The following is a 13927-nucleotide window of genomic DNA, read 5'->3' as shown; positions in this document are numbered from 1 at the left end:
GAAGGAATAAAGGTGTACTGAGTTTTTTTCACGCAATCAAATATGAGTCCTATAATACTTGTCGTAATTAAATAAACTACTAGAGTACAACTCCCTTGACTTTTTGACTCAATGACAGCTAATGATTATCTCTGGCTACCTGCACCGACAGATTTAACTTTGCTACCGGATGAGATTCATGTCTGGCGCATAGAACTTGACCAACCAGAAGTACAGCTGCAAAATTTAGCAGCGACTCTTTCTGGTGACGAAATGGCTCGTGCTGAACGGTTTTATTTTCAGGAACATCGGCAGCGTTTTATCGCTGGTCGTGGTATTCTCCGAACTATATTAGGTCGCTATTTGGGTATCCAGCCGTCACAAGTGCAGTTTAATTATCAACAGCGTGGCAAACCAGTATTAGCAGATACATTTGCCGATAGTGGATTGGCGTTTAACTTGTCTCATTCCCAAGGGTTGGGTTTGTGTGCGGTGAATTGCACCCGCCCAATTGGTGTAGACCTAGAATATATTCGCCCGATGTCTGATTTAGAAGCTCTTACCAAACGGTTCTTTTTACCGAGAGAATATGAAATGTTGCGATCGCTATCTCTCAACCAACAGCAAGAAGTATTTTTCCGTTATTGGACTTGTAAGGAAGCTTATTTAAAAGCAACTGGAGATGGACTATCCCAGTTAGAGCAAATTGAAGTATCGCTGACTCCCACAGAACCAGCTAAGTTACAGATATCTGAAGACTGGAGTCTTTTTGAACTAGTACCTGCTAACAATTATGTTGCAGCTGTTGCTGTAGAGAATTTTGGCTGTAACTTAAAGTGTTGGCAGTATTAGTCACTTGGACTGAGCGTAGTCCTAAAGCCTGCTGCATAGCTACGCTTAGGGCGCAGCCTAAGAAGAGAAGTATTAGTCATTAATTATTCTTTCTTCCCCTGCTCCCCCTGATTACTTATCTTCCTGCATATTTCTCACAAATTTTGTTACCAGCTTTCTGGGTACAAATCTGACGCTTTTTGCAAGTAGTTTATTCATAAAACCAGGAATGACAATGGTTTGGCCCTTCATTAAGGCGCGAAAACCAATTTCGGCTACTGTTTGTGCATCCATCATCTTTTTGCCCTTGAGCAACTTAGAGTCAGCCATTCCGGTTCTTTCATGAAAGGCAGATGCGGTTGAGCCTGGGCAAAGAACTGTTACAGTGACACCTGTACCTTCTAATTCATTAGCGATCGCTTCTGAAAAAGATAAGATATAAGCTTTAGTAGCAAAATAAACCGCCATCAAAGGCCCTGGTTGAAAAGCAGCAGCTGAGGCAACGTTTAATATTTTACCTTCACCTTGCTTTATCATGTGTTTCACAAATAGCTTAGTTAAATGAGTGAGACACACCAAATTTACCTGTAGCATTTCTAGTTCAGTAGCTAGGTCTGTTTCGTGAAATAATCCATAGATACCAAATCCAGCATTATTTACCAGCACATCAACATTAATATCGGCTTTTTGCAACTCTGTAAAAATTTCTTCAGGAGCCGTTGATATTGATAGATCCTTAACAATAGGTTTGACTAAAATTCCAAATTTTTCTTGGAATTTAACTGCAATTTCTACTAGCTTTGACCCGTTTCTGTCTACTAAGACAAGATTGTAATCATGAGCAGCAAAAATACATGCTAATTCATAGCCAATTCCACCGGCTGCCCCAGTAATAAGAGCAGTTTGTTTGTCCTGACTTTGATGTGTTGTGTTCATGTAAGAATGTTGGTGAATTCAAATTGATGAAGCTGTATTGCATTTACAGTCGTTCTTGCTCTACAATTAAGTACGCGTAATATCTCAACTGACGAGAAGTGTCTTGAGTTATTACCCTTTCAAATGCTTGTGTGGTGCGTTGGATAGATGTAGCAGTCCAAACGGAAATTTAGGATTTATGCATCGAAGAAGTTGGGCATTAAAGAAATTCGGTTATTTAAAACTACTAGCGCTGGCTTTTGATTACTCACAAAAGCCAGTAGGTAAAATCAAACTTTTATGCCCGACATTAACCATTCTATCCTCAATTGCTTCTGTCAAGGGGGGAATCCTAAAAATTTACATGATTGAGCATAAAAAAACAGGGCAATTATATTGCCGCTGTTAATGTATGAGTTCTTGCTGGCATCTGAAATATTGGCTATTCAGTAGTACTGAGTTTTAAAAAATGGATTAAATCAAATTATTTTGTAGGGGAGCCAGTGCGTTGCGGTGAATCCAGCGCTGTAAGTGACTGGTGTTAGCGTAGCGGTAGCGACTGTGCGTAGCGTCACCCAGAAGGGAGGTTCCGACGCTCGATAGCGCAGGGTTAGCGAGTCATCGAGCGTCGGAACGAGCCTCTGTAGTAGCGTCTGACTCGCTCATAGCATTGCTATGCCGAAGGCGTTGCCTCTCGAGTGCGAGTGCGTCTCCCCGAATCCCAAAGGGAGAGGCTAGCGCCTGCCGTACCGTAGGATGCCCGAAGGGCTGTAGGGAGAAGAGAAGGCTTTACACTGCGCTATGCGTTGTAGCAACTGGCGTTGCGTTACGTTCCTAACGCACCGAAAGTATCCGGGATGGTGCGTTAGGAACGTAACCCACCCCACGAAAGTTGTAAATTCTTAAGCGATATTTAAGAAACCGCTTTGAATCAAGTAGGCGGTATAAGTCATAAACAATTGAGAGTCAATTGGAGGGCAAACAATAGAACTGTCTGCTAGTGCATGGAGAGTATCTTGGCAGCTAATATGGGGTCTTCTAGCTTGTAAGTAGAAATCAGGAATAGTCAGTTGTTCATCAGACCAGCGTTCCAGTAAAAAGGGTCGCAGAGTGTACAAAGGATTGTCAGCAGAAGTGACATTATTGATTAACTCTGATTGCCATTGTTGATATGGAATCATTTCAACTGAATAACCAAAAGAGCGTATCCACTCAACTAGCATTTTTAAAGCGGCGGGTTGAGGATGTTGTAAATTGAAAGCTTTACCTATGGATTCCTTTTGCCGTGATAGATAAACAATTGCTTTACTTACATAGTCAACAGGAGACATATCCAACATATAATCTACATCAGGGAAACTTCCCATTTGTAGACAGCCCTTAGTCATCAAATTGATAAAGTCATGTGTGTTACAAATGCCTGTTTGGCTATCACCAGAAATCAGTGGTGGTCTATGGATAGTTACAGGAAGTCCACGGTCACGAGCAATTTTGACTAACTTTTCAGCTACCCATTTAGTTTGAGAGTAACCAAGATAAATACCTTCCCAATGATTGAATTCATCCTGTTCTTTAACAACCTTGCCAGCATAAGCAGTGGATTCAAAAACAGCCACACTAGAAACGTAATGTACAGGCTTGACTTTAATTTGACAAGCCAATCTCAATACTTCCTGCGTTCCTAAAACATTGGCTGCCTTCAGTGCGGAGTAGGGAAAAACATAATTCAACAAAGCACCACTATGATAGATAGTATCAATATTGGCAGCTAAAATTTGAAACTGTTCTGAACCAACACCTAACAATGGCAGAGATAAATCGCCGACAATCGGAATAATTCTGGAATTAAATTCTTCCTGCCAAATTGCATACTGTTGCAGATTCTTTTGGAGTTTGCTTTTGCCTTCTTCAGCATTAGCAGCACGCACTAAGCAATAGATATCCGCATTGGTTTCTTGTAGCAATTCCCGAATAATAAAAGCTCCTAAAAAGCCTGTTCCTCCAGTTAAAAAGATGTTTTTGGGTTCACCCACAGACACATTAGATGCTGCACCGGGATGGATAGTAGGGTCAAGAACAGCCTCGGCACTTAAATCTAGAACAGAGGGTGCAGTGTTGGCATTAGAGGATGCTGCCTTCGTATCTTGAACTGGTGAACCTTCTTGCACTTCTTCAGCTAAACGCTGTGAAAGAGCTTCAATATTTGGATAATGCCATAGTAGCAATGGAGATGGTTGAAATCCTAGCAACTTTTCTAAGTTACTTACTAGAATCATTGCTTGGGCTGAATCTAACCCATAGTTTTCTAAATGTTCTTTGACATCTATTTCATCAGCTGCTACTCCTAGCAACTTAGCTAAGTTAGATACCAAAAATATTTCAATATCGTCTGCTGTGAAAGACTGTTTTATAGTCATTTTTAAATCTCCAACAATGATGTAGAACGAACAGGGTGATATTGACTGTAATAATCGGAAGTTTGTAGTCCTTGAATTTTCAAATTTTGGACACGATACAAAAAGGCTGTACCAGTCATAATTTGATTAGCAACATCAACTACCTGACGATTATTTGGTTCAGATAGGTAAGAACCGCGTACCCAGTCATTGAAACCGCCCATTGCCGGGCCACACCAAATTTGATAATCGACTTCTCTACCTTTTTCACCAGAACTAGACCAGCGAGAAGATAATCCTAGATACCAGCGAAAAATCAATGCCATTTTCAGTTTAGGATTATTAACTGCTTTCCCAAGTTTCTCAGGATTCTTTTGGGACAAATAAGCTGCCGTTCCTTCCCACACTTCAGCAATAGTTTTGCGAAAAACTTGTTTTTCTAATTTCTCTCTTTCTGCCAAAGGAATGTCTTCAATGGAATCATAAGCGCGATAGAGTTCAAATAATTTCTGCGCTCGCATGGGGAACATTGTACCCCGTTTGAGAACTTGCAATTTGACTCCCATTTCAAACATATCTGCTGCTGGGGCCATAATCATATCAGCCATTTCTGCTTGAGCTAGTAACTTTTTAGTATGTTCACAAGCCCCAGATTCAACGCATGACTGATTAATGGAACCAGTCATTACATAAGCAGCACCCATCATAAAGGCTGCTAATGCTGATTGTGGTGTACCAATTCCCCCTGCTACTCCGATTCTAATGGGTGTTTGGTAATGATATTGGGCTTGAATTTCATCGCGCAAGGCAATAATAGAAGGTAACACACAAACCAGAGGACGGTTATCTGTATGACCTCCAGAATCAGCTTCAACCGTAATATCATCAGCCATCGGAACTTTGGCTGCAAGGGTTGCTTGTAACTCAGTAATTAATCCTTGCTCCAGAAGTTCTTTGAGTATTCTGGCTGGTGCTGGTTGCAGAAATTTAGTCGCAACTTCTCGGCGAGAAATTTTGGCAATGATTTTATTTTTGATTTCAATTTGATTGGCGTTATTCAACCCCAATCCAGCAACACGATAATAAACAATGTTGGGCGTCAAGTCGAGAAATGCAGATGCTTCTACTGTTCTCACTTGATATTTGAGGTATAAATCCACAGCCCGGCGTTCAATCGCAGGTTCATTGGGACTGTGAATTAAATTAAATGCATAAGGCCCTTGAGGTAAAGCTTCTTGAATGCGATTTATGGCTACTTCCAAACGTTCTGGAATTAAACCACCTGCACCAAAGGAACTCAAAATTTGCTCTTTTCCGAGTGCAATGACCATTTCTTCGGAAGCAATTCCGCCAGCCATTGCGCCAGTAACGTAGGCATATCTCACTCCATGAGAGGAGAGAAAATTGGGATCTCCAAACTGTTGAATGCGGATTGGTGCTGTAAATGTTAGCAGTTCTACTTGTGCTGTTGTGCCATTATCACCAGGGGATAAATACCCCTCATTAGTGACACCGATTTTTCCGGCAACTTTCACGATGTAGCAGGGTTTATTTAACACCATCAATTTATCTTTGATGGTTTGTTTCTCAAAAGATACAGTTTCTAAAGAACCTTTCCAAACCTGGTTTTTGTTATAAGACCAGGAAGAGAAATTAAGGCCATTATCGTGTTTACTTAGTACCGTATCTACGGTTGTCACGGCAGTTATCCCTCGGATTACAAGCAATGGATGATAAAGTTGAAGGGTGTAGACTTTTTATATGAGTCTAAGTTTGATTTTTTTATGAACCGCAGAGGCGCACAGAAAACAGAGGAAGAGAGTAATACCAATTCTCTAGGAAGATGCACGTAATAATTTTTAAACGAACCGCGAAGGACGCAAAGGGCGCAAAGGAAGAGAAAGTTTAGAGAGAATTGGTATGAGATATTAAGATTCTTCGTTAAGCAAGTTTTGGGCGCAAGCTAGTTGCAATTGAATGATTTCGCTCATTTGCTGACTGTAATCTTGTCTAGCTTGTAAGAAGGCAGTATGTGCTTTAGTTATCTTTGAATTATTCGCATTGAGCTTTTGATACTGTGTCTTATTTAAATCGAACATGCTGATGATGCTACTAATTTTTTTAGTTCTGACGGGTGGGGAAAAAACAGGAATTGGCTGTTGAATTGCGCTTGACTCAGAAGATTGTAATTGTTCTCTCGGTTCAAAAACGTTATCAATGATATTTTTCGGTTTTACTTCTTCTGGCTGAGGCAAGATGTTAGGGGAATAATTTTCTACTTGGGTGATTTGGTTGAAAGTGTTAAGAAAATCTGTGATTTCAGATTGTTGGACATCAGGTATATTTAGATGCTGTATTTTGAAGCGATCGCCCTTGGCGTTGGCGTTCGCGCAGCGTCTCGAAGAGAAGCGATCGCTCCTAAGCTCCCCAGCAAAGTCTTTAACAAGTTTGCAATTTTCTTCGCTCAAAATTGTAGCAGCAATTGCTTTTCCACCCAAGGTAACTGTTCTCAATGTTGCTTTATTTGAATTAGCGGTTTCTTGAGCTTTGCTGTACAGTGGTGATAAATCCACGTTCACCTGATGACTGAGTAGTTTTGCTAATGCTTTGACTATCGAAGCATGGTCATCCATTCCTCTACGATTCAAAGAGACTGTGATGTGTTCTTGGTTGCCGAGAATTTTATCAATCCATCGCGAACAGACACTACCAGCACCTGCTTCTAGAAATATTCGGACGCCATCGCCGTAAACACGATTTACTAATCGTGGAAAATCAAGTTCTTGGCACAATCCTTTGGCAATGTTGTGAGCAATGGCATCACTTTCAAGTGCGATCGGTTGATAATCGGCGGCTGAATAGAAGACAATACCAGGGAGAGTTTGCGATGGTAAGCTGTTTACCTTCTTAATTTCTTCGTACTGCGATCGCATCGCTTCACAATGGATCACATGGTCGAAGGGAGCGGGGAAAGAATTGCAACCTAGAGTTTGAATCAATCGCTTACAGGCTGCATCTTCACCAGCAATTAATACTTCTTCTGGTGTGTTGATTTGAGTTAAGTAGACGCGATTCTCATGTTTGAGGCATTCTCTAACTTGCGATGGAGTAGCCATGAGAACATAAGTATTCCAAAAATTGTTGTTTGGTGAATCTGTTAATCCCCAATATTCACGCACAGCATTTTTTGGCCCAGATAACTTATCGCCAAATAAAGGTGATGAGTTTAAGGTGTTACTTCCGCCCTCAAAATCACTCCAAACTCCTTGGGCAACCATCATGCTAGTTTCACCCAAGCTATACCCAAAGACACATTGCGGCTTAACTTGAAAATCATCTCGAAAAATTGCCGTCATGTATCTAGCAAAGGCGATTTCACTTTCAAACATTGCCAGTGAATCATCTAACAATTGCTTTTCGAGTGTTTCTAGTTGCCTGGTTGTCAATTTAGGTAAACTTCTGGGATAAACCAATTTTTCAACATCGGCAGCCCGATTATAAAGATTGTTACTTTTTAAGTCCTCAAAAACTTTCGGAAATAACCGGAAGACGCTGCGACCAATGCCGATATAAGAATTGACTGCTGCGGGATAAACGTAAGCAACTGCTCCGGTTTTACCCAATGGTTTAGCGGTGAAATAACTACCTATTGGTGTTTGCCAATCTGTCCCTTTCTCAAAGGCATTATTTACACCTTTGCGGGCAGATTCAATTTCTTTGAGTAGTTCTTTTGTGTTACGTCCTGCGATTGATAAGACGTATTTTGGATTAGAATGCTGTTCAAAGGTAGCGAATGTTTGGCTGGCGGTAGCTGATAAAGAAGAACTAGCTTCTATGGTATTTTGGAGATGGTTAAGTAAATCTGGTATGGTGGAGCGATCGCTAACTGCGATCGGGAACAGATGAAAAGGCATTTGTTGCAAATATCTGTTGTCGCGCTCCTCTTGGCTGGGTTCCTCCGATAAGATTAAATGGGCGTAACTCCCATCTATACCCATACTATTAATTGCTGCTATTCTGCGTGTGCCGCCTTTATCGACAAACCAAGGTCTTGATTCCATCGCTACATAGAAAGGGCTACCTTCCCATACTTGCGGTGTTTTGACACCAGACCATTTGGGGGTCGCAGGAATATACCTGTAATAAAGACACAGAGCAGTTTTGATTAAGCTAGCAATTCCCGATGCTGTATAGGTGTGACCGATATTGGCTTTGACGCTGCCCAATGCACAGTGCAAACCATTGCCCACTTTCGGATAAGCTTGCAGTAAACCTGTGATTTCGGCTTCATCCTCCTGGGGAACGCCACTACCGAACACTTCCACATAATTAACATCTGTGGGTTGAATCTCTGCCATCTGGAAGGCTTGTTTGCAGACATTGCTGATAGCTGAAGCATCAGGTTTTACCAGAGCGTTACCCAAAGTAGAATTATCTTGAGCGAAACTCATGGCATCAATAACTGCATAGATGCGTTCGTTGTCTTGTTTAGCAGCTTCGTAGCGCTTGAGGACAACTGCACCAGCACCTTCACCAACCGTCCAGCCATTAGCTTGTTGGTCATAACCCAACGTGTTGACACCCGTATTAATTGGTGCAAATTGGCTGCGGAACAAGATATTTTCCACACCGCCTGCCAAATCTACTGCACCCACAACCACCGCATCAACTTCCCCAGTAGCGAGTAGCATTTGGGCAACTTCCAACGCCTTGAGGGCAGAATTTTCGCCAGCCGTCATCGTGAATGCAGGGCCAGTAAAATTCCACAAAGCAGAAATCCGACTCGCCATAATGTTGGCGATGTGACTCACATATTCGCCGATTTCTACTGGTTGGTGAATGCTATCTTTAACAATGGTTTCCAGTTGGGAAAGCTGTTCATCAGGTAAAGAAATTCCTTGATTGAGTAAGCCATCCTTAACTTGCCAAGAGAGATTCCATCTTTGCTGTAGCTGATGCACAGAGAATTCTGTCTCGGCGGCGATAATCACTGCCACATTGCCACCCTCCTGTAGTTTCGCATCTTTCACGGCGCGATCGGCAACCTTCAGGAGTAATAATTGTTGTGGGTTTAACTTCTCTATTTCATTTGGTGGGATTTTGGACGATAAAGTATCGATTTCAAAATCTTTGATGTATGCCCCTATTGGTGCTTTTCCATCTGTTAAACCGTACTCTTTCAGGACATTCTCTTGATTTTCTATACCATGCCATCTTTGAGGCGGTAGGGAAGTAAAATGCTGCGTTCCATCATAAATACTGCGTTCAAAAGCATCCAAGCCATTGCAATTACCAAAAAAGGCATCCATGCCGACAATGGCAACTTTCACAGGTGGAACAGGCGCAATTGAATCAACTGATTGTGCTGTATTTCCTTGTTCTAAAATCAGATGAGAATTAGTGCCGCCAAAACCAAAAGCACTGATGGCTACCCGTTTAATTGGTGCATTATTATTGGGCCATGCCGTAGCTGTTCTAACAATTTTATCAACGGAGATTGTACTATTTTCGGAAGGTAAAGGTTCAGCAACATTAATGGTTGGTGGAATTACGCCATGAGACATACTCAAAACCGCTTTAGTCAAGCCAACCATGCCAGCAGCAGTTAGTAAGTGACCAGTATTTGCCTTGACTGAACCTACTAGAGGTGCAGCATGATTTTTACCAAAAAATGTTTCTATAGAATTGACTTCAGTTGAATCTCCCAGTAATGTGCCAGTAACATGACACTCTAAATAATCGATAGATTTTGGATTAGTTTTTGCCTCATTATAGGCTCGCTCAAAAGCTAAGATTTGTCCTTTAGAATTAGGACTGAGTAAGTGTTTACCCTTGCCATCATTTGAAAGTCCATTACCGCAGATGGTAGCGAGAATACGATCGCCATCTCTGATGGCATCAGAATATCTTTTCAGCATCACCATCCCAACACCATCGGCAGGGATTAGCCCTCTTGAGGACTTATCTAAGGGGCGGCTGATGCCGTTTTCTGGATACCCTTGAACACCGGAAAATAACATTCGCACGAATAGGGGATCTGCACAACTTATAGCTCCAGCTAACATGACATCAGCTTTGTGCGACCATAAGTAATGAGATGCTACTTTAATTGCATAAAATGATGAAGAACAAGCAGCATCCAGACAAAAATTAATCTGGGATAGAGATAGAACTTGAGCAATTATAGATGCTGGTAAACCAGATATCATGCCATTGTACAAAGATGCTTTAGTTGCAGTTGAGACAGCTAAATCAAAGTCTTCATACTGCAAAAGTTCTCTGACAGCAGGTGCGATCGCTTTCTGGTAAATCGGAGAGAATAATTGATTAGATAATTTCGTCGGAAGCGAAAGATTACCTAAAATTACACCACATTTAGAGAGAACAGTTTGATTACCCCAATAACCACTATCCACAATTGCTTGTTTAGCAGCATACAACGACCATTTAAAGGTATTATCTAAACCAGCAATCAATTCTGATGGTAGATTGTATTCACTAGGGTCAAACTGAAAGTTACGGATGTATCCTCCCTGGAGAGAATAGGTTTTATCTGGTGTGCCTTTAACTGGATTGTGAAAGATTGTCGGATCTACTCCGATTTCTTCGACTGTTGCAGAGGATGTCGAATCTTTTTGATTAACAATATTCTCCCAGAATTCTTCGGGGTTTTTAGCATCGGGAAATAGACATGATAATCCGACGATCGCTATTTTTTCCACTAGTTTTATCCTTAAGGTTTGGGTATTAGGCAAGAGATATTTAAAACGCAGGATTTACGCTGTTCCCCAAACTTTAAAAAAGCGGTTGCTAAAGAAATAGCTTACGTATGAGACAAAAGAGGAGGACACTTGTGTGGGCGGGTTTCCCACGCCACTTGCTACAACGGAGGGAACCTCCGCAACGCAGTGGCTTGACTTGAGCAAAGTGTCCGTAGCGCAGAGAGAAGAAGTTGAAGATTACTAGCTTTTGAGTGATTTCATCGACCAAATAATTGCGTGGGCACCGAGCATACGCGAATATATTTGTCCTTGACGGTCATGTATGATAAAGTCAGCGATCGCACTAGTTGCTGTTTTCGCTTTCACTTCACAAGAAACGTAAAAAGGTTTGTTATGTGGTGTAGCTACAAACTGTTCATATTTTTCCACCCTACCAGGTAAACAAGCTTCTTGATAAAAGTGCTGTGTCCAAATCCATAACCCGTGCATACTCAAGTCAATCGTATAAGGATTGATCCATTGCACTGGAAATTGTCCTTGTTGCTTGTCGCTGATTTCTTGCCAAAAACATTCTGTAGTGATTTTTTCCGGGCTAATGTTTAAGACTTTTTGGACTTCCTGAAAAGCAGGCCCATGAAATAATGTACTTCCTCCATTTTGGTAAAAAGCTTTTCCTGTTGCGGTGATGATGTTATCCTGTTCAAGATTAATTGATTCATAAGGATGGCAAATGGGAATTTCTTGCCGGAGATTGAGTTGAGCGCTAAAATGATAATGAATTTTTCCTTCTGCGTTTTTACTCCAGATTTTCGCTTTAAGTTCGATGCTTTCAAAGCTCACCTTGGAAATTTCTTCGATTTCTAAAATATGTTCCTTTGCTAAAGATTCATTGAAAGTAATTCCCTTCAAGATTTTAAAGTTTTTGTGATAGAACAATCTGTAACCTGGATAAAGTTGTTCACAGGCGTTGATCATCCATGACATTGCACAAGTTGCTGGTAAAACTGGATAACCAGCGATAGTATGATCCAGCAAAAAGGGATTATCTGCTAGTATGATTTGGCGACGAATATGATGGGTTCGCAGCTGAGAATCTAGTTCTGTAGCAAGTGGAGCAAGTGTGCTACCAATCACAACTTGTGCAGTTGCATCAGTGGCGCTATTTATTTCTTGAACGAGCATTTGTGCCCCAGCTGCAATCGGAATTATTTCAATTTTGCGCTCTTGAAAAACTTTTTTTAATTCCGGTGTCACCATACCACTATCCCAAGCTCCCCAATTAATCGCAACTACATGGCATGAAGGATAATTTTGCTTGATTAAATGGGCTGATTTATTGAGAATTTCATTAGCGATCGCATAATCAGACTGCCCAATATTTCCATGAAAACCTGTTACAGAAGAAAACAAAACTAAATGCTGAAGTTGACTAGGGTTAATGCAAGTAAGTAGATTTTCTAATCCTTGCACTTTGGCAGTGTAAACTTTTTCAAAATCCTGTTCTGTTTTCTTTTCAATTAACTTATCAGCTAAATTCCCAGCTCCGTGAATAATTCCTGTAATTGGGCCCATACGTTGTACAGAAGTGGCAAGTTTTTCCTGTAAAGCTTGCGTATCTGTGACATCAACGCTGATATATTCTGCTTTAGCTCCTGTTTTTTGAATTGCTGCTAGGGTGTTTTTAATTTCGCGGCTGGAGGTAATTTTGTTATATATTTTTTGCACGCTCATGGGTGTAGGCTTTTCTCCTTGGGAAAGAAGATTTTCCATGATGCGTTTTTTCAATGCTGATTCATCACAATCTTGAGCAAAATCTGGCTCGGTTTCTAAAAGTTCGGAGCGACCGAGAAGGATAAATTTGCAGGGTTGCTGCTGGGCTAATCTGATAGTACACTCAGCCGTAATCCCTTTTGCACCGCCGCTCACGACAAAGACAGATGATGGACTAAGCTGGGCTGTTTGGGTCATAAATCCTCGTAAATACCTGCATAAATTGGTTTTTTTGATATACGAACCGCCAAGAGCGCCTTCTCTGCGAGAGGCTCCGCCAACGCGCAGCGTCTCGTTAGAGAAGGACGCAAAGGAAGAGAAATAAGTAGTCTTCTTGTAATAAAAATAGCAGCCCTAAAAGATTTGTGAAATTCTCTGTTTATTTCTTTTCTTTGCGCTCTACCCTATGGGAAGCCACTTCGTGTCTATGCGTCCTTGGCGGTTCGTCAGTAATTTTCACAATTCAAATAGGACTGCTACATCAGCCTTTTAATCAGCAATTAAAGTGACTCGTCCTTGTGAGCCGTAGCCAACTTCACTAATATAAAGATTGGGGTCGTGAAGCTCGGCAATGATGTTTTGTACTGACTGTTTAGCGTCAAGTCTGGGGCTTAGGTCGATCGCACGAGCGAAAACCTTTGGCCATTCCCATCTGAGGGTTTTGGTTAATCCGAATAAACCAGCGCCGATCGCTCCAAAGTTGACTTTGTACTCTAAGCCGAATGCGCCATCGAGATGAGCAACTGTACAAAAACAACTACGTCCATGATGCGCGGCTTCGTTTAGAGAGGGTTTGAGGTGTTTCGCCATCAAAAATACGTGCTTGACGATCGCCTTTTCTTGTTCGTGATAGGGAATTGTCCCGGTGTGATTTGCTACAAACATTGGATGGAGATGGATGAAGACCCCAATCGCGCCACAGTGAGATGCGATCGCTTGCAATTGTTGTTGGAGATGTTCTTCACTCAAGTTTCCTAAGGTAACGCGGGTTACTCCTGTGGGTAAGGGCGCTTGTTGGGCGATCAGCGATTGGGGGAAGCTGATAACTACTACTTTCCAGCCTTTGGCGATTAGGGATTCAGTTAATTTATAAGTGGTGAGGGAACCATCATCGGTAATTAAAGCGATGTGTCCCTCTGGTAACGTGAAATCCAAATAATCGGGCTGTGGTAGGCTTTTGAGTTTGACGGGATGGCGCTGGATATTATGCTCTAATTCTGGTGGCTGTTGTTGGACAAACTCAGGCTCAGATTTTTTTTTTTCGCCTCCAGCTAACTGCTGTAGGTAATCGACTATTTGACCGATGGTGCGGAG

At 41.6% G+C, this 13927-nt stretch carries 6 protein-coding genes and 1 pseudogene; 1 reads left to right on the top strand and 6 read right to left on the bottom strand.

The annotated features are described in order from the left end of the window. Window positions 1-111: 111 nt before the first annotated feature. The gene (gene hetI / locus ACFFAP_RS16975) at window positions 112-831 is read left to right on the top strand and encodes a 4'-phosphopantetheinyl transferase HetI (RefSeq protein ID WP_375512305.1); all 720 of its coding nucleotides are present in this window, start codon (window positions 112-114) and stop codon (window positions 829-831) included. A 111-nt stretch (window positions 832-942) separates the two neighbouring features. Here hetI and ACFFAP_RS16970 read toward each other — a convergent pair whose 3' ends face one another. The 6 genes and pseudogenes from ACFFAP_RS16970 to ACFFAP_RS16945 form a co-directional block, all read right to left on the bottom strand. Then, the gene (locus tag ACFFAP_RS16970) at window positions 943-1746 is read right to left on the bottom strand and encodes an SDR family NAD(P)-dependent oxidoreductase (RefSeq protein WP_375512304.1); all 804 of its coding nucleotides are present in this window, start codon (window positions 1744-1746) and stop codon (window positions 943-945) included. 881 nt (window positions 1747-2627) lie between these two features. Then, window positions 2628-4142, bottom strand: a complete 1515-nt coding sequence (locus ACFFAP_RS16965) for a thioester reductase domain-containing protein (RefSeq protein WP_375512303.1) — start codon at window positions 4140-4142, stop codon at window positions 2628-2630. A gap of 2 nt (window positions 4143-4144) precedes the next feature. After that, window positions 4145-5821 (bottom strand): PfaD family polyunsaturated fatty acid/polyketide biosynthesis protein, encoded by a 1677-nt coding sequence (locus ACFFAP_RS16960; RefSeq protein ID WP_375512302.1) that lies wholly within the window; start codon window positions 5819-5821, stop codon window positions 4145-4147. 228 nt (window positions 5822-6049) lie between these two features. Then, complete coding sequence (locus tag ACFFAP_RS16955; RefSeq protein ID WP_375512306.1) at window positions 6050-10843, bottom strand: PfaB family protein; 4794 nt, start codon at window positions 10841-10843, stop codon at window positions 6050-6052. A 240-nt stretch (window positions 10844-11083) separates the two neighbouring features. Then, window positions 11084-12811: an SDR family NAD(P)-dependent oxidoreductase gene (locus ACFFAP_RS16950; RefSeq protein ID WP_375512301.1), complete on the bottom strand. Its 1728-nt coding sequence runs from the start codon at window positions 12809-12811 to the stop codon at window positions 11084-11086. Between the two features lie 291 nt (window positions 12812-13102). Then, a pseudogene (locus tag ACFFAP_RS16945) lies at window positions 13103-13927 on the bottom strand (polyketide synthase); the annotation flags it as partial.

It is taken from the genome of uncultured Nostoc sp., assembly GCF_964245575.1.
In the GTDB taxonomy this organism is placed as follows: Bacteria; Cyanobacteriota; Cyanobacteriia; order Cyanobacteriales; family Nostocaceae; genus Nostoc.
Note: the sequence above shows the minus strand (reverse complement) of the source record. Positions and strands in the feature narration are given on the sequence as shown.